This window comes from Vogesella indigofera (genome assembly GCF_028548395.1).
GTDB classification, from domain to species: Bacteria; Pseudomonadota; Gammaproteobacteria; order Burkholderiales; family Chromobacteriaceae; genus Vogesella; species Vogesella indigofera_A.
Genome location: NZ_JAQQLA010000004.1, coordinates 168554 through 184551, shown reverse-complemented (window position 1 = coordinate 184551; position 15998 = coordinate 168554). Strand labels below are relative to the sequence as shown.

The following is a 15998-nucleotide window of genomic DNA, read 5'->3' as shown; positions in this document are numbered from 1 at the left end:
CCACGGCGCAAGGTTGGCCGCAAAAAAGGGCGTGCCTCCCATCGGGAGACACGCCCTTGTCGCGTGTGCGGTGCGCGTCAGGCGATCAGGCTGGCCACCTTGGTGGTGATGATGTCCACCGCCGGATCGTTGGCGCCGTGCGGCAGGATCACGTCGGCAAAGCGCTTGGTCGGCTCGATGAACTGGTTGTGCATCGGGCGCACCGTGGCCAGGTACTGCTCGATCACGCTGTCGGTGGTGCGGCCGCGTTCGGCGATGTCGCGCTTCAGGCGGCGGATGAAACGCACGTCGGCGTCGGTGTCGACGAAGATCTTCAGCGACATCATCTCGCGCAGTGCGGCGTCGTACAGCGGGAACAGGCCCTCGATCACGATCACCGGTGCCGGCTGGATGGTCACGGTGCGGCTGGCGCGGGTGTGATTGGTGAAGTCGTAGCTGGGCATCTCGATGGCGCGGCCGCAGCGCAGCTCGTCGATGTGCTCGATCAAGAGCGGCCAGTCGAAGGCGTGCGGGTGGTCGTAGTTGGTGGCGAGGCGCTGCTCGAAGCTGAGGTGGCTCTGGTCGCGGTAGTAGTCATCCTGCACGATCACCGCCGCCATCTCTGCGCCTATGGTTTCCAGCACCTTGCGGGTCACCGTGGTTTTGCCGCTGCCGCTGCCGCCAGCGACGCCGATGATGAACGGAGTCGTCATGTTGTCTGTGCCCGATCGAAATGAAAAACCGGCCATTCTAATGACTTGCCGCCAACTTCTCCATCGGCAATGCGTCATTGCTGGCCGGATATGCCAGAAAAACGCCGCGGCCGGCTGTTTTCTGGCAGCGGCATGCTCAGGCGTCGGTGGCGGCCTGCTCCAGTTCCGCTTCATCCAGCCATTGCTGCATCGCCGGCAGCGACAGCAGGCTGTCGGCGTAGGCTTGCGACACCGGGTCCAGCGTCACGCCGTAGCTGACAAAGCGCAGCACCACCGGGGCGAACATGGCGTCGGCGATGCCGAAGTGGCCGAACAGGAAGTCGCCGTCGGCGACGAAACGCTGGCGCAGCTGGCGCCAGATGGCGGTAATGCGCGCGATGTCGGCGGCGCAGTCGGCGGATGGCTGCAGCTGGGTGCGCAGGCAGGTATTCATCGGCATCTCGCTGCGCAGCGCGGTGAAGCCGGCGTGCATCTCGGCGCTGATGGCGCGCGCCTCGGCGCGTTCGGCACGCTCCTGCGGCCACAGCCGCGCCGCCGGGAACAGCTCGGCGAGGTATTCGCAGATCGCCAGCGAGTCGTGCACGCGCAGCAGGCCGTCGAACAGCACCGGCACCTTGCCGGCGGGATTGGCGGCCAGCAGCTGCTGCTTGCTGTCCGGGTGGTAGAGGTGGATGTGTTTTTCGGCGAACGGCTCGCCCAGCTGTTTCAGTACCAGCCACGGCCGCAGCGACCACGACGAGAAGTTCTTGTTGCCGATGACGAGGGTCAGCATGATGGCTCCAGTGCAGGATTGAGGGTCATGCTGCATTACAGCCCAGCACCGGCGGCAGGACAAGCAAAACGCCCTGCCGGGGCGGGCAGGGCGTGACGGCTGTTGCGGCCAACGTTGTCAGGGCCGGTTTTCGTGTGCGGCATCCGGACAGGCAAGCGTTAACAGGCTCTAGTCGGCTTCGTTGATCCAGGCCTGCTGGATCGCTTCCAGCACCTTTTCGCCACCGCGGCTGTGGTCGTCGTCAAAACCGGGCAGGTCTACCACCCAGTTGTGCAGCTCGACGAAGCGGATGGTGGTCGGGTCGATGTCCGGATGCGCCTCGTACAGTTCGATGGCGATATCGTTGATGTCGGTCCATTTCATGGCGCGTCTCCTTGGATGCGGCGTGGCTCAGTGGTGTTCGCGGGCGTGGTTGATGGTGTAGCGCGGGATCTCCACCACTAGGTCTTCGCTGGTGACGATGGCCTGACAGGACAGTCGCGACTGCGCTTCCAGCCCCCACGCCTTGTCCAGCATGTCGTCTTCCAGATCGTCGGATGGCGGCAGCGAGTTGAAGCCTTCGCGTACGATGACGTGGCAGGTGGTGCAGGCGCAGGACATCTCGCAAGCGTGTTCGATTTCGATGTCGTGGGCGAGCAGGGCTTCGCACACGGTGGTGCCGGTGGCGACATCGTCGAGTACGGCGCCCTCGGGGCACAGGTCGGCGTGTGGCAGCACAATGATACGCGGCATGGTCAATCCTTCAGGTGTCGTTCTGCGTTGCGGCCAACGTTGGCCGCAAGGCTTACAGGGTTTCGATGTTCTTGCCGGTCAGCGCGCGCTGGATGTTGCGGTCCATGCGGCGCGCGGCAAACGGTTCACTGGCCTGGTTCAGCTTGTGCGAGCAGGCGTTGATGTCCTTGGTGCTCTCGGCGGCGATGGCGTCGCGCAGTGCCTGCATCGCGGCATCCAGCGCAGCGCGTTCGGCCTCGTCGAGCAGGTCGGCATCGCTGGCCAGCGCGACGCCGATCGCGTCCAGCAGGCTGTCGGCGTCGACCATCGCCTCGCGCAGCTTGCGCGCGTTGATGTCGTCGGCGACGTGGGCGATCGAGTCGCTCAGCATGCGCGTGATCTCGTCATCGGACAGGCCGTAGGACGGTTTCACCTCGATGCTGGCCTCGACGCCGGAGATCATCTCGCGCGCGGTCACTGCCAGCAGGCCGTCGGCGTCGACCTGGAAGGTAACGCGGATGCGCGCGGCGCCGGCCACCATCGGCGGAATGCCGCGCAGCACGAACTTGGCCAGGCTGCGGCAATCGGACACCAGTTCGCGCTCGCCTTGCAGAATGTGCACGGAGAGGGCGGTCTGGCCGTCCTTGAAGGTGGTGAATTCCTGCGCCCGCGCGATCGGGATGGTGCTGTTGCGCGGGATGATCTTCTCGGTGAGGCCGCCCATGGTTTCCAGCCCCAGCGACAGCGGGATCACGTCCAAGAGCAGCCACTCGTCGTCGCCCTTGTTGCCGGCCAGTACGTTGGCCTGGATGGCGGCGCCCAGCGCCACCACCTTGTCCGGGTCGAGGTTGGTCAGCGGCGGGGTGCCGAAGAAATCGCCGACCGCCTTCTGTACCTGCGGCATGCGCGTGGCGCCGCCGACCATCACCACACCCTTGACGTCCTCGGCGCCGATCTTGGCGTCGCGCAGCGCCTTGCGTACCGGCAGCAGCGTCTTGTCGATCAGCGTCTTGCTGATGGCGTGGAAGGTGGCCTGCGACAGTTGCAGGTCGATGGTCTGGCCGTCGGACAGCAGCGCGGTGATGCGGGTGTCGGCGTGCTCGGTCAGCGCTTCCTTCGCCTCGCGGGCGCGGGTCAGCAGCAGGCGGGTGTCGTGCGCGGACAGGCCGTGCAGGCCGGCCTGTTCCAGGATCCAGCAGTAGATGCGGTGGTCGAAGTCGTCGCCGCCGAGCGAGGAGTCGCCGCTGGTGGCCAGCACCTCGAACACGCCGCGGGTCAGCGCCAGCACCGATACGTCGAAGGTGCCGCCGCCGAGGTCGTACACCACGTAGGTGCCCTCGGCGCCGTTATCCAGCCCGTAGGCGATGGCGGCGGCGGTCGGTTCGTTGAGCAGGCGCAGTACGTTGAGGCCGGCCAGCTTGGCCGCGTCCTTGGTCGCCTGCCGCTGCGCGTCGTCGAAGTAGGCCGGCACGGTGATCACCGCGCCGATCAGCTCGCCGCCGAGGCTGGCCTCGGCGCGTTCGCGCAGGGTCCTCAGGATGTCGGCGGACACCTCCACCGGACTCTTGTGGCCGGCGCGGGTCACCAGCTGCACCATGCCCGGCGCGTCGACGAAGCGGTAGGGGCTGCGCGCCACGTCCAGCAGGTCGGCCAGGCCGCGGCCCATGAAGCGTTTCACCGACACGATGGTGTTGTTCGGGTCGCGGCTCTGTTCCGCCTGCGCCTCGAAACCGACGATGGTGCGGCCGTCGTCGCGGTAGCGCACCACCGACGGCAGCAGGCTGCGGCCGTGTTCGTCCGGCAGCACGGTGGCGGCACCGCTTTTCACGGTGGCGACCAGCGAGTTGGTGGTGCCAAGGTCGATCCCGACCGCCAGACGGTGCTGGTGCGGGGCGGCGGATAAGCCGGGTTCGGCGATTTGCAGTAGGGCCATGGCTGCTAGCTACTCTTTATTCAATGATCCGGGCTGGCCGCGGTATTGCGGCCAACCTTGGGTATGCTCAAAACAGCAACGCCTCGATGGCGTCGCCGATTTCCTGATCCAGCTTTTCCAGAAAACGCAGCTTGCGCACCAGCAGCGAGGCACTGACGTGGTCGTGCTGCTCATCCAGCGCCTCGCCCAGCTCGTCTTCCATCGCGCGCACGTCCTGGCGCAGCTGGCGCGACAGCCGCTCCAGCGCGTCGACGTCGTGGCCGTGGCGGGCGTCCTCGATCGCTTCGCGCCACTCCATCTGCGCCATCAGGAACGCCGGCGGCATGCTGGTGTTGGTTTCCTCTGCGGTGTCGACACCGGCCAGTCGCAGCAGGTAGCGCGCGCGCGCCAGCGGCGATTTCAGCGTCTGGTAGGCTTCGTTGACGCGGGTGGCGGCCATTAGCGCGACGCGCTTTTCGGCGTCGCCGGCGCTGGCGAAACGGTCCGGATGCACCTGCGCGGCGGCGGTACGCCACAGCGTGTCCAGCTCGGCGCCGTCCAGCGCAAAGCGGCGCGGCAGGCCGAACAGGGCAAAGTGGTCCTGCTGGAAATCGGAGAACAGGTCGGCGGTCATGGAGGCTTTCTGCGGGCAACACCCGAGGCGGGCTCGGGACGCGACTGCGGCCCCTGTCAGACAGGGGCCGTCAGCACGGCAAGGAAATCAGACGTTGAAGCTCTCGCCACAACCGCATTCGTTTTTCACGTTCGGGTTGTTGAACTTGAAGCCTTCGTTGAGGCCTTCCTTGGTGTAGTCCAGCTCGGTGCCGTCAAGGTAGGCGAGGCTCTTGGCGTCGGTGAACACCTTGACGCCGAAGCTCTCGAACGCGATGTCGTCATCGCTGGCGACATCGACGAATTCCAGCTTGTAGGCCATGCCGGAACAGCCGGAAGTCTTGACGCCGAGACGGACGCCCAGACCCTTGCCGCGCTTGGCGATAAAGTTGCTGACGTGACGGGCGGCGTTTTCGGAAAGCGTGATAGCCATAGTGCGTTTGCCTTCAGGATTAGGAGGGCGGCCACGGCCGCCCGGAATCATTTAGCGTGCTTTTGCTTGTAGTCGGCGACGGCCGCCTTGATCGCATCTTCCGCCAGGATCGAGCAGTGGATCTTGACCGGCGGCAAGGCCAGTTCTTCGGCGATTTCGGTGTTCTTCAGCGCCATCGCCTGATCCAGCGTCTTGCCCTTGACCCATTCGGTCACCAGCGAGCTGGAGGCAATGGCGGAGCCACAGCCGTAGGTCTTGAACTTGGCGTCTTCGATCACGCCCTGTTCGTTGACCTTGATCTGCAGCTTCATCACGTCGCCACAGGCCGGTGCGCCGACCATGCCGGTGCCAACCGATTCGTCGCCCTTGTCAAAAGCCCCCACGTTACGCGGGTTCTCGTAGTGGTCCATTACCTTGTCGCTGTATGCCATGATTTTCTCCTTGTCGATGCGGCCGGCCGGTACAAGGTTGGCCGCATCATGCCATCTGTTAGTGTGCAGCCCATTCGATGCTGTTGAGGTCGACGCCGTCCTTGAACATCTCCCACAGCGGGGACATCTCGCGCAGCTTGCCGATCTTTTCCTGCAGCAGCTTGATCGCGTAGTCGACATCGGCTTCGGTGGTGAAGCGGCCGATGGAGAAGCGGATCGAGCTGTGCGCCAGTTCGTCGTTGCGGCCCAGTGCGCGCAGCACGTAGGATGGTTCCAGCGAGGCCGAGGTACAGGCGGAGCCGGACGATACCGCCAGGTCCTTGATCGCCATGATCAGGCTTTCGCCTTCGACGAAGTTGAAGCTCACGTTCAGGTTGTGCGGCACGCGGGCGTCGATGTCGCCGTTGAGGTAGGTTTCCTCGATGCCTTGCAGGCCGGCCCACAGGCGGTCGCGCAGCATACGGATGCGCTCGTTCTCGGCGTGCATGCTCTCGCGGGCGATGCGGTAGGCCTCACCCATGCCGGCGATCTGGTGCGTGGCCAGGGTGCCGGAGCGGAAGCCGCGCTCGTGGCCGCCACCGTGCATCTGCGCTTCCAGGCGCACGCGCGGCTTGCGGCGGATGTACAGCGCGCCGACGCCTTTCGGGCCGTAGGTCTTGTGCGCGGAGAAACTCATCAGGTCGACCTTCAGCTTGTCGAGGTCGATGTCGATCTTGCCGGTGGCCTGTGCCGAATCCACGTGCAGCAGGATGCCGCGGCTGCGCAGCATGTCGCCGATGGCCGGGATGTCCTGGATCACGCCGATTTCGTTGTTCACGAACAGCACCGACACCAGGATGGTGTCCGGACGCAGCGCCGCTTCCAGTGCCGCGAGGTCGAGCAGGCCGTTGTCCTGCACGTCGAGGTAGGTGACCTCGAAGCCCTGGCGTTCCAGCTCGCGCATGGTGTCCAGCGTGGCCTTGTGTTCGGTCTTCAGCGTGATCAGGTGTTTGCCCTTGCTCTTGTAGAACTGGGCGGCGCCTTTGAGCGCGAGGTTGATCGATTCGGTGGCGCCGGAGGTCCACACGATTTCTTTCGGATCGCAGTTCACCAGGGCGGCGACCTGGGCGCGGGCGTTTTCCACCGCTTCCTCGGCGGTCCAGCCGTAGGAATGGCTGCGCGATGCCGGGTTGCCGAAGTTTTCGGTCAGGAACGGGATCATTACCTCCGCCACACGCGGGTCGACCGGGGTGGTCGCGGAGTAATCGAGGTAAATGGGGTGTTTCAGCTCGCTCATTACGGGTTCTCCACGAGGTCGACGGTCAGATGGTGCCGGCGAGAGGCTCGCTACAGGTGCCATTACGGCGTTGTGGGCGTTGATCTATTACTACGCAGGTTTCTTTGGCGCGCTGCGCATCGACCAGGCTGGCCAAGCTGACTTTCGACAGATAGTCGAAAATGGTCAGGTTCAGGTTGGTCCACAGGTCGTGTGTCATGCAGCGGTGGTTGTCGTGACAGTTCTCGCGGCCACCGCACTGGGTGGCATCCACCGATTCGTCGACCGCGACGATGATGTCGGCGACGGAGATTTCCTGCACGGTGCGCGCCAGCGTGTAGCCGCCACCGGGGCCGCGCACGCTGTCGACCAGCTGCGAGCGGCGCAGCTTGCCAAATAATTGCTCGAGATACGACAGGGAAATGCCCTGGCGCTCGCTGATGCCGGCCAGCGTCACCGGACCGTTTGCTTCGCGCAGGGCGAGGTCCAGCATGGCTGTTACGGCAAAGCGGCCTTTGGTGGTCAAGCGCATGGTGAAAGGCTCCCTGAATAGTTGTGGCGATTATACCCTATATCCGAGTAATTTAGTCAACTATTGCGGGTCTTGGTTCCACGGGACTGTGGTATCGGGAGTGCCGTCTGGCAAAGGTTGGCCGCAAGGGCCGGGACAGGCTAGCGCGTGATTATAACGCGCTTTGCGGCGCGTGGCCGGTATTTTTCCGTCGCGACTGGTGTATGATTCGCACAAACAATTGTTTGAATTTTAGTTGCCATAGCGCACACGCCGAAGGATTCACTATGTATAAGGTTGTCATCAGCGGCACCGGCCTGTTTACCCCGCCCCACGCCGTCAGCAACGAGGCCCTGGTGGTGGCCTTCAACCAGTACGTCGCCGACTTCAACGCCGCGCACGCGGCACAGATTGCCGGCGGCGAGATCGCGGCTCTGACCGAGTCCAGCGCCGAATTCATCGAGAAGGCCTCCGGCATCAAGCAACGCTACCTGATGGATGCCGCCGGCGTGCTCGACAGCCGGCGCATGGCGCCATCGCTGCCGGAGCGCGACAACGACGCGCTGTCGGTGCAGGCGGAGATGGCGGTGGCGGCGGCGCGCGAGGCGCTGGCCCGCGCCGGGCGCACGGCGGCGGACATCGACATGGTGATCGTGGCCTGCTCCAATATGCCGCGGCCGTACCCGGCGCTGTCGATCGAGGTGCAACAGGCGCTGGGCATCAATGGTTACGCCTTCGACATGAACGTCGCCTGCTCCTCGGCCACCTTCGGCATCCAGACCGCGGTCGGTGCCATCGCCAGCGGCCAGGCGCGCGCGGTGCTGATGGTGAACCCGGAGATCTGCTCGGCGCACCTCAACTTCCGCGACCGCGACAGCCATTTCATCTTCGGCGACGCCTGCACCGCGGTGCTGCTGGAGCGTGCCGAGCTGGCCACGGCGGCGCAGCGCTTCGAGGTGGTGGACTGCAAGCTGGCGACGCTGTTCTCCAACAATATCCGCAACAACTTCGGCTTCCTCAACCGTTGCGACGAACGCGGCATCGGTGCGCTGGACAAGCTGTTCGTGCAGCAGGGGCGCAAGGTATTTAAAGAGGTGTGTCCGATGGTGGGCGAACACATCGTCGCGCACCTGCACAGTCAGGCCATCCAGCCTGGCGACGTGAAGCGCTTCTGGCTGCACCAGGCCAACCTGAGCATGAACCAGCTGATCGCGCGCCGCGTGCTCGGGCGCGATGCCGAGGCCGCCGAGGCGCCGGTGATCCTCGACCGCTACGCCAATACCAGCTCCGCCGGCTCGGTGATCGCGCTGCACCTGCATCATGAAGACATGGCCGCCGGTGACCTTGGCGTGCTGTCGTCGTTCGGTGCCGGCTACTCGGTGGGCAGCGTGATCCTGCGCAAATGCTGAGTGGCAAAATTTAAGTGTCACTAAAATGCCACAGTTTACGGTGGCATTTTTTGCGGCTTTTTTTACTGGCCGGCAGCATGCTGCCACGGTACCAGCGCCGGGTCCTGGATCACCTTCATGGTGGCGGTGCGGAAGTCGTGCACCAGAGTGGAGCGGCGGCCGGTGCTGGGGTAGGCCAGCACGTAATCGTGGGTGGCCTCGGTCTGGAAAGGCTTTACGACAATGCCATGTTTTTCCCAGACCTGGGCGCCAAACGGCTCGACGATGGAGACGCCGAGACCGTGCGCCACCATCGCGTAGCGGGTGTGTGAGGTGTGGGTGCGGATCGGAAACCTAGGTTTTTCAATGTCTTGCGGGAAGTATTTGTCTTCCTGGCCCTGGCTGAGTGGGCGGTTGGGTATCCAGCCGATCACGTTCTCGCCGACGAGGTCGGCAGGGGTGATCACCTCTCTGTCGCACAGTCGGTGTCCGGCCGGCAGCGCGCACAGCACCTCCGCCTGCAGGATTGGCTCCACCTCGATGCCGGCGATGGCGGGGAAGGCGAGGCTGAGTGCGACGTCCACTTTCAGGTCCTGCAGCCGTACCAGTACCTCGGCATTGCCGACCGAGTCGATGTTGACCGGCACATCCGGCTGCATCTTGAAAAACTCTTTTAGAATCAAAGGCAATAGCGTGGTGGACAGCACCGGCATGCAGGCGACGCTCAGCGCCTGGGTCTCGTCCTTGCGGATGGTTTCGGCGGCCTTGCGCAGGCGTTCGAGGCCGAGGAAGTTCTCCTCGACCGCCAGCTGGAAGCGCACCGCCGCGGTGGTTGGCTCCATGCGGCCCTTGGTGCGGTTGAACAGGCGAAAGCCGAGGTCTGCCTCCAGGTCGGCGATCAGGCGGCTGACCGCCGGCTGGGTGATGTGCATGCGCCGCGCCGCGCCCACCGTGGTGCCGGTGTCCATTAACGAGCGGAATGCCTCAATTTGGCGAAAACGGATCATGCCGCGGCCCTGGAAAAGTGAAAGCAAAATCCTATAACAAAATCACATTGATGATGATAATAACTTAGTGGATGTGATAGGTTGGCTGTGAAATACTGCGCCGCAGCCGGCAGACTTTGCCCGGTTCGCAGTTTTTTTACTTGGGCTGAGGTGTGCTTTTTCTGATGCTCCGTTGCAGCGATCGGTATAAAGTCAAATCAAACATGCTGCTGCTAGCCATCCACGTAGAACGTTATCGGCTTGTTAGTTGCATGTCGTAATCGGGAAGGGCTTTGCCGCCGTCGTCCGTCAGGATGGCAGCGGAAAACGAGCGGCCCGTCAGCCCGGAACATGGAGGCGTATCAACGCCGTCATTAAAAACACAATAAGGAATAGAGAAACTATGCGAGTTGCTAAACACCTTTTGCTGGCCGCCGGTCTGACTGCCGCGGCATCCGCCGCCCAGGCTGCAGGGACACTGATCTACTGCTCCGAAGCCAGCCCTGAAGGCTTCGATTCCGCACAATACACTGGCGGCTCTACCTTTGACGCTGCCGGTCACGCCATGTTCAACCGCCTGATCGAGTTCAAGGCCGGCTCCACCAATATCGAGCCGGGTCTGGCCGAGTCGTGGACTTCGTCGCCGGACGGCCTGACTTACACCTTCAAGCTGCGCAAGGGCGTCAAGTTCCACACCACCGAATACTTCACCCCGTCCCGCGATTTCAACGCCGATGACGTGGTGTTCAGCTTCATGCGGATGATCGACAAGAACCATCCGTTCCGCAAAGCGTACAACGTTGAATTCCCGTACGCGTCCGATACCGGCCTGGACAGCAATATCACCGCCGTCGAGAAGACCGATCCGTACACCGTGGTGTTCAAGCTGAAGGCACCGGATGCCGACCTGCTGGCCAAGATCGCGATGCCGTTCGCGTCCATCCTGTCTGCCGAATTCGGTGACAAGCTGATGAAGGAAGGCAAGGCGTCGATGATCAACCAGCAGCCGGTCGGCACTGGTCCGTTCATCCTGAAGCGCTACCAGAAAGACGCGCAGATCCGTTACGCGGCCAACAAGCAGTACTGGAAAAAAGGCGACGTCAAGGTCGACAACCTGATTTTCGCGATCACCACCGACCCGTCGGTTCGTGCCCAGAAGATGAAGGCCGGCGAATGCCAGATCATGTCCTATCCGAAGCCACAGGATCTGGCCGGCATGAAGGCTGATCCGGCGCTGAAGATGCTGTCCGCTCCGGGTTTCAATATCGGTTATCTGGCCTACAACGTTGAAAAGCCGCAGCTGAAGAAGCTGGAAGTGCGTCAGGCACTGGACATGGCCATCAACCGCAAGGCGATCATCGATGCCGTGTACCAGGGCCAGGGCCAGGAAGCGGCTAACCCGTTCCCGGCGTCCTTGTGGTCGTACAACAAGTCGCTGCGCAACCAGCCGACCGATATCGCCAAGGCCAAGGCACTGCTGGCCAAGGCCGGCTACCCGAACGGCTTCGAGATCACGCTGTGGGCAATGCCGGTACAGCGTCCGTACAACCCGAACGCCAAGCTGATGGCGGAAATGATCCAGGCCGACTGGGCCAAGATCGGCGTCAAGGCCAAGATCACTTCCTACGAGTGGGGCGAATACCTCAAGCGCATGAAGAACGGCGAGCATGACGCCGGCCTGATCGGCTGGACCGGCGACTACGCCAGCCCGGACAACTTCCTCGGCGTGTTGCTGACCTGCGAAGCCATCGGCGGTTCCAACTACGCGCGCTACTGCAGCAAGGCCTTCGACAAGGAAGTGCTGGGCGCCCGCAAGAGCACCGACCTGAAGCAGCGCACCGCCATGTACGCGAAGGCCCAGGAAATCTTCAAGAAAGATATGCCTTGGTCGACCATCGCCCACTCGGTGGTGAACCAGCCGATGCGCAAGGAAGTGAACGGCTTCAAGATCAGCCCGTTCGGCGACTATTCCTTCAAGGGTGTTAGCGTCAAGTAAGTTCGCGGTATCGCCCGGCTGGTCCGGGTGAATGGCAAGGAGGGCGCCTTTGGCCCCTCCTTGTTCATTATCAGGCGAACGGTTTATGCAAAAGGAAAGTCGGGGCGCGGCAGCGGTGGGTTGATGTCTCGTGATTGACCTGTATCAAGGCGGTCACGTCGTGCGATCCGTAAAGTGCGTCTTGCCGTGGCGGCGATTGCATCTGGTGTAGGTGGGTGGTCAGGTGCAGCTACGTCGCCCGGCACCCCTTCCGCTTTCCTTCCTGCTGTTCCCGTTCCCTGTCTCTTGCAGCAATACGTCACGCCAGCCTTGTGCGTGTACGGGAGACCTTCACATGTTTTTCTTTATCCTGCGTCGTCTTGGCGTGCTGATTCCGACATTTTTCGGCATCACGCTGATTACCTTCAGCCTGATCCGCATGATCCCGGGCGATCCCATCGAAGTGATGATGGGGGAGCGTTCGCTTGACCCTGCCCTGCACGCGGCGGCGATGAAGCGTCTGGGTCTGGATCAGCCGCTGTATATCCAGTATTTCGACTACATCAGCAATCTGTTCCAGGGCAATCTGGGCGCCTCGCTGAAAACCCAGCAAAGCGTGTGGAGCGAGTTCACCACCCTGTTCCCGGCGACGCTGGAACTGGCGCTGTGCGCGCTGGTGTTCGCCACCGTCTGTGGCCTGCTGGCCGGCGTGGTGGCGGCGATCAAGCGCGGCTCCATCTTCGACCACGGCGTGATGGGCATCTCGCTGACCGGCTTCTCGATGCCGATCTTCTGGTGGGGCCTGATCCTGATCATGCTGTTCTCGGTACAGCTGGGCTGGACCCCGGTTTCCGGCCGCCTCGATCTCGCCTTCGACGTGCAGCCCGATACCGGCTTCATGCTGATCGACGCCTGGCGCGCCGAAATGGCCGATCCCGAATACAACGCCGGCGCCTTCAAGGACGCGGTGATGCACCTGATCCTGCCGGCCATCGTGCTGGGTACCATCCCGCTGGCGGTGATCGCGCGGATGACGCGCTCGTCGATGCTGGAAGTGCTGCGCGAAGACTACGTGCGCACCGCCCGCGCCAAGGGCCTGTCGCCGGTGCGCGTGATCTTCATCCACACCCTGCGCAACGCGCTGATCCCGGTGCTGACCGTGATCGGGTTGCAGGTGGGCACGCTGATGGGCGGCGCGGTGCTGACCGAGACCATCTTCTCTTGGCCCGGCATCGGCAAGTGGCTGATCGACGCCATCGGCCGTCGCGACTACCCGGTGGTGCAGAACGGCATCCTGATCGTGGCCACGCTGGTGATCGTCACCAACTTCATCGTAGACATCCTGTACGGCATCGCGAACCCGCGCATCCGTCATGCCAAGTAAGAGGCGAGCAATGACATCTATTTCTACTGCGCCCACCGCGGCGCCGGTTGAAGAGCTGGCCGCCGGCTATCCTTCGCCGCTCAAGGAGTTCTGGCAGGGCTTCTCCCACAACAAGGGCGCCGTCGCCGGGCTGGTGTTCATGTCCATCGTCGCGGTCTGTGCGCTGTTTGCGCCGTGGATCGCGCCGTACGACCCGATCGAACAGTTCCGCGACTACTTCCTGACACCGCCGGCCTGGGCCGACGGTGGCAGCAGCCAGTTCCTGCTCGGTACCGATGAGCTGGGCCGCGACATCCTGTCGCGCCTGATCTACGGCGCGCGCCTGTCGCTGCTGATCGGTCTGGTGTCGGTGGTAATGGCACTGATTCCCGGCGTGGTGATGGGCCTGCTGGCCGCCTTCTTCCCCAAGGCGCTGGGCACCCTGATCATGCGCCTGATGGACGTGATGATGGCCTTGCCGTCGCTGCTGCTGGCGGTGGCGATCATGGCCATCCTCGGGCCGGGCCTGGTCAACGCGATGATCGCCATTGCCGTGGTGTCGCTGCCGGCCTATGTGCGCCTGACGCGTGCCTCGGCGATGACCGAACTGAACCGCGACTACGTGACCGCCTCGCGCGTCGCCGGTGCCGGCCTGTTCCGTCTGATGTTCGTCACCGTGCTGCCCAACTGCATGGCGCCGCTGATCGTGCACGCCACCATGAGCTTCTCCTCCGCCATCCTGGAAATCGCCGCCCTGGGCTTCCTTGGCCTCGGCGTACAGCCGCCGACGCCGGAGTGGGGCACCATGCTGGCCTCGGCGCGTGACTACATGGACAGCGCCTGGTGGGTGGTCACCCTGCCGGGTCTGACCATCCTGGTGTCGGTGTTGTCGATCAACCTGATGGGCGACGGCCTGCGCGATGCGCTGGACCCGAAAATGAAGCGCGCGGCGTAAGGGAAAATCATGAGTCTGTTGCAAATCAAGAACCTCTCGGTCGAGTTCGGCTCCGAGAAAAACCCGTTCCGCGCCGTGGAAGGGCTGGACCTGTCGGTCGACCAGGGCGAGATCGTCGGCATCGTTGGCGAATCCGGTTCCGGCAAGTCCGTCACCATGATGGCGATGATGGGCCTCTTGGAAGGGCAGGGCCGCATCGTCGCCGACGAGCTGACCTTCGACGGCAAGAACCTGCTGACCATCAGCGCCAGGGAACGTCGCAAGATCGTCGGCAAGGACATCGCCATGATCTTCCAGGACCCGATGACCTCGCTCAACCCGAGTTACACCGTCGGCTACCAGATCATGGAAGTGCTGAAGGTGCACCAGGGTCTGCGCGGCGCCGAACTGAAGGCGCGTGCACTGGAACTGATGGAACTGGTGGAGATTCCGGCGGCGAAGACCCGTCTTGAAGCCTATCCGCACCAGCTGTCCGGCGGCATGAGCCAGCGCGTGATGATCGCGGTGGCACTGGCCTGTAACCCCAAGCTGCTGATTGCCGACGAGCCGACCACCGCGCTGGACGTCACCATCCAGGCGCAGATCATGGATCTGCTGGTCAACCTGCAAAAAGAACGCAATATGGCGCTGCTGATGATCACCCACGATCTAGCGGTGATTGCCGAGGTGGCACACCGCGTGGCGGTGATGTACGCCGGTCAGGTGGCGGAAGAGGGCACCGTGCCGCAGCTGTTCCGTCACCCGGTGCATCCGTATACCCAGGCGCTGCTGTCCTCCATTCCGGAACACAGCAAGGGTGCACGCCGGCTGGTAACCCTGCCCGGCATCGTGCCCGGCCAGTACGACCGCCCCAGCGGCTGCCTGCTGTCGCCGCGCTGCCCGTACGCGCAGGAACGTTGCCGCAACGAGCGTCCCGGCATCACCGCGCACGAGCATGGTGCCGTGCGTTGCTTCTACCCGCTATTCGAGAAGAAGGAGGCCCCATGAGCCAGACTGTATTGCAGGCTCGCGACCTGACCCGTCACTACGAGGTGTCGCAGGGCTTCATGAAACCGAAGGCCGTGGTCAAGGCGCTGAACGGCGTGTCGTTTGAACTGCAGGCCGGCAAGACGCTGGCCGTGGTCGGCGAGTCCGGCTGCGGCAAGTCCACGCTGGCGCGGCAGCTGACACTGATCGAGGCGCCGACCGCCGGTTCGCTGGTGCTGGACGGCGTCGACATCGCCAGTGCCGGCAAGGCCGAACTGAAAGCGCTGCGCAGCAAGGTGCAGATGGTGTTCCAGAACCCGTACGCCTCGCTCAACCCGCGGCAGAAGGTCGGTGACCAGCTGGGCGAGCCGCTGCTGATCAACACCAAGCTGACGGCCAAGGAGCGCGAAGACAAGGTCAAGGCGATGATGAAGCGCGTCGGCCTGCGTCCCGAGCACTACTATCGCTACCCGCACATGTTCTCCGGCGGCCAGCGCCAGCGTATCGCCATCGCCCGCGCCATGATGCTGCAGCCGCAGATCGTGATCGCCGACGAGCCGACCTCGGCACTGGACGTGTCGATCCAGGCGCAGGTACTGAACCTGTTCATGGACCTGCAGGAAGAGTTCAACACCGCCTACGTGTTCATCTCGCACAACCTGGCGGTGGTGGAGCACGTCGCCGACGACCTGATGGTGATGTACCTCGGCCGCGCGGTGGAGGTGGGTAGCAAGGAAGTGATCTACGCCAAGCCGCTGCATCCCTATACCCAGGCGCTGCTGTCGGCGACACCGTCGATCTATCCGGAAGACCGCAGCATCAAGATCAAGATCCACGGCGAGCTGCCCAGCCCGCTCAACCCGCCGAGCGGCTGCGCCTTCCACAAGCGCTGCCCTTACGCGACCGAGCTGTGCGGCAGGGAAGTACCGCAATTGCGCGCCCTCGAAGGCCGCGAAGTGGCGTGCCATCATGCGGAAACCATCAACGCCTGATATTCTGCAATGGAGTGCCGCACCGGCGTGATGCGTTACTGCAC

Annotated in this window: 17 protein-coding genes; 6 read left to right on the top strand and 11 right to left on the bottom strand. The window is 63.5% G+C overall.

Going from position 1 to position 15998, the window contains the following annotated elements:
* Positions 1–77 precede the first annotated feature (77 nt).
* The 10 genes from udk to iscR form a co-directional block, all read right to left on the bottom strand.
* Positions 78–692, bottom strand: coding sequence for a uridine kinase (gene udk, locus PQU89_RS06540; protein WP_047966871.1), 615 nt, complete (start codon positions 690–692; stop codon positions 78–80).
* A 136-nt stretch (positions 693–828) separates the two neighbouring features.
* A complete protein-coding gene (locus PQU89_RS06535; RefSeq protein ID WP_272756809.1) occupies positions 829–1464 on the bottom strand; it encodes a glutathione S-transferase family protein in 636 nt (211 codons plus the stop codon).
* Between the two features lie 168 nt (positions 1465–1632).
* On the bottom strand, positions 1633–1827 hold the full coding sequence (gene iscX / locus PQU89_RS06530; protein WP_047966869.1) for a Fe-S cluster assembly protein IscX: 195 nt from the start codon (positions 1825–1827) through the stop codon (positions 1633–1635).
* Between the two features lie 27 nt (positions 1828–1854).
* Positions 1855–2196, bottom strand: a complete 342-nt coding sequence (fdx, locus tag PQU89_RS06525) for an ISC system 2Fe-2S type ferredoxin (RefSeq protein WP_047966868.1) — start codon at positions 2194–2196, stop codon at positions 1855–1857.
* Positions 2197–2248: 52 nt separating this feature from the next.
* Positions 2249–4108: a Fe-S protein assembly chaperone HscA gene (gene hscA / locus PQU89_RS06520; protein WP_272765136.1), complete on the bottom strand. Its 1860-nt coding sequence runs from the start codon at positions 4106–4108 to the stop codon at positions 2249–2251.
* A gap of 67 nt (positions 4109–4175) precedes the next feature.
* On the bottom strand, positions 4176–4721 hold the full coding sequence (hscB, locus tag PQU89_RS06515; RefSeq protein ID WP_272765135.1) for a Fe-S protein assembly co-chaperone HscB: 546 nt from the start codon (positions 4719–4721) through the stop codon (positions 4176–4178).
* An 87-nt stretch (positions 4722–4808) separates the two neighbouring features.
* On the bottom strand, positions 4809–5132 hold the full coding sequence (gene iscA / locus PQU89_RS06510; RefSeq protein ID WP_047966865.1) for an iron-sulfur cluster assembly protein IscA: 324 nt from the start codon (positions 5130–5132) through the stop codon (positions 4809–4811).
* Positions 5133–5179: 47 nt separating this feature from the next.
* A complete protein-coding gene (gene iscU, locus PQU89_RS06505; RefSeq protein ID WP_047966864.1) occupies positions 5180–5563 on the bottom strand; it encodes a Fe-S cluster assembly scaffold IscU in 384 nt (127 codons plus the stop codon).
* A gap of 58 nt (positions 5564–5621) precedes the next feature.
* On the bottom strand, positions 5622–6839 hold the full coding sequence (locus PQU89_RS06500; RefSeq protein ID WP_272765134.1) for an IscS subfamily cysteine desulfurase: 1218 nt from the start codon (positions 6837–6839) through the stop codon (positions 5622–5624).
* A gap of 25 nt (positions 6840–6864) precedes the next feature.
* On the bottom strand, positions 6865–7350 hold the full coding sequence (iscR, locus tag PQU89_RS06495) for a Fe-S cluster assembly transcriptional regulator IscR (protein ID WP_047966862.1): 486 nt from the start codon (positions 7348–7350) through the stop codon (positions 6865–6867).
* Between the two features lie 266 nt (positions 7351–7616).
* On the opposite strand from iscR, the gene PQU89_RS06490 reads away from it, so the two are divergent.
* On the top strand, positions 7617–8738 hold the full coding sequence (locus PQU89_RS06490) for a beta-ketoacyl-ACP synthase III (protein ID WP_272765133.1): 1122 nt from the start codon (positions 7617–7619) through the stop codon (positions 8736–8738).
* A gap of 62 nt (positions 8739–8800) precedes the next feature.
* Here the strand turns inward: PQU89_RS06490 and PQU89_RS06485 are convergent, their stop codons facing one another.
* The gene (locus tag PQU89_RS06485) at positions 8801–9724 is read right to left on the bottom strand and encodes a LysR substrate-binding domain-containing protein (protein ID WP_272765132.1); all 924 of its coding nucleotides are present in this window, start codon (positions 9722–9724) and stop codon (positions 8801–8803) included.
* A gap of 382 nt (positions 9725–10106) precedes the next feature.
* Here PQU89_RS06485 and PQU89_RS06480 point away from each other — a divergent pair, with 382 nt between their 5' ends.
* From PQU89_RS06480 to PQU89_RS06460, 5 genes are all read left to right on the top strand, one after another.
* Positions 10107–11699: an ABC transporter substrate-binding protein gene (locus tag PQU89_RS06480; protein ID WP_272765131.1), complete on the top strand. Its 1593-nt coding sequence runs from the start codon at positions 10107–10109 to the stop codon at positions 11697–11699.
* Between the two features lie 334 nt (positions 11700–12033).
* Positions 12034–13062, top strand: coding sequence for an ABC transporter permease subunit (locus PQU89_RS06475; protein ID WP_272765130.1), 1029 nt, complete (start codon positions 12034–12036; stop codon positions 13060–13062).
* A 10-nt stretch (positions 13063–13072) separates the two neighbouring features.
* Positions 13073–13996, top strand: coding sequence for an ABC transporter permease subunit (locus PQU89_RS06470; RefSeq protein ID WP_272765129.1), 924 nt, complete (start codon positions 13073–13075; stop codon positions 13994–13996).
* A 9-nt stretch (positions 13997–14005) separates the two neighbouring features.
* Entirely contained in the window at positions 14006–14983 is a 978-nt protein-coding gene (locus tag PQU89_RS06465) for an ABC transporter ATP-binding protein (RefSeq protein ID WP_272765128.1), read from the top strand.
* Positions 14980–15954 (top strand): peptide ABC transporter ATP-binding protein, encoded by a 975-nt coding sequence (locus tag PQU89_RS06460; RefSeq protein ID WP_272765127.1) that lies wholly within the window; start codon positions 14980–14982, stop codon positions 15952–15954. The genes PQU89_RS06465 and PQU89_RS06460 overlap by 4 nt, the downstream gene beginning before the upstream one ends.
* Positions 15955–15998: the final 44 nt, after the last annotated feature.

Bases quoted from the DNA above. Each gene is read 5' to 3' on its own strand.
- fdx (WP_047966868.1), bottom strand. From the start codon at position 2,196: ATGCCGCGTATCATTGTGCTGCCACACGCCGACCTGTGCCCCGAGGGC.
- iscR (WP_047966862.1), bottom strand. From the start codon at position 7,350: ATGCGCTTGACCACCAAAGGCCGCTTTGCCGTAACAGCCATGCTGGAC.
- iscU (WP_047966864.1), bottom strand. From the start codon at position 5,563: ATGGCATACAGCGACAAGGTAATGGACCACTACGAGAACCCGCGTAAC.
- iscX (WP_047966869.1), bottom strand. From the start codon at position 1,827: ATGAAATGGACCGACATCAACGATATCGCCATCGAACTGTACGAGGCG.
- PQU89_RS06460 (WP_272765127.1), top strand. From the start codon at position 14,980: ATGAGCCAGACTGTATTGCAGGCTCGCGACCTGACCCGTCACTACGAG.
- PQU89_RS06535 (WP_272756809.1), bottom strand. From the start codon at position 1,464: ATGCTGACCCTCGTCATCGGCAACAAGAACTTCTCGTCGTGGTCGCTG.
- iscA (WP_047966865.1), bottom strand. From the start codon at position 5,132: ATGGCTATCACGCTTTCCGAAAACGCCGCCCGTCACGTCAGCAACTTT.
- hscB (WP_272765135.1), bottom strand. From the start codon at position 4,721: ATGACCGCCGACCTGTTCTCCGATTTCCAGCAGGACCACTTTGCCCTG.
- PQU89_RS06490 (WP_272765133.1), top strand. From the start codon at position 7,617: ATGTATAAGGTTGTCATCAGCGGCACCGGCCTGTTTACCCCGCCCCAC.
- udk (WP_047966871.1), bottom strand. From the start codon at position 692: ATGACGACTCCGTTCATCATCGGCGTCGCTGGCGGCAGCGGCAGCGGC.
- PQU89_RS06470 (WP_272765129.1), top strand. From the start codon at position 13,073: ATGACATCTATTTCTACTGCGCCCACCGCGGCGCCGGTTGAAGAGCTG.
- PQU89_RS06465 (WP_272765128.1), top strand. From the start codon at position 14,006: ATGAGTCTGTTGCAAATCAAGAACCTCTCGGTCGAGTTCGGCTCCGAG.
- PQU89_RS06500 (WP_272765134.1), bottom strand. From the start codon at position 6,839: ATGAGCGAGCTGAAACACCCCATTTACCTCGATTACTCCGCGACCACC.
- hscA (WP_272765136.1), bottom strand. From the start codon at position 4,108: ATGGCCCTACTGCAAATCGCCGAACCCGGCTTATCCGCCGCCCCGCAC.
- PQU89_RS06485 (WP_272765132.1), bottom strand. From the start codon at position 9,724: ATGATCCGTTTTCGCCAAATTGAGGCATTCCGCTCGTTAATGGACACC.
- PQU89_RS06475 (WP_272765130.1), top strand. From the start codon at position 12,034: ATGTTTTTCTTTATCCTGCGTCGTCTTGGCGTGCTGATTCCGACATTT.
- PQU89_RS06480 (WP_272765131.1), top strand. From the start codon at position 10,107: ATGCGAGTTGCTAAACACCTTTTGCTGGCCGCCGGTCTGACTGCCGCG.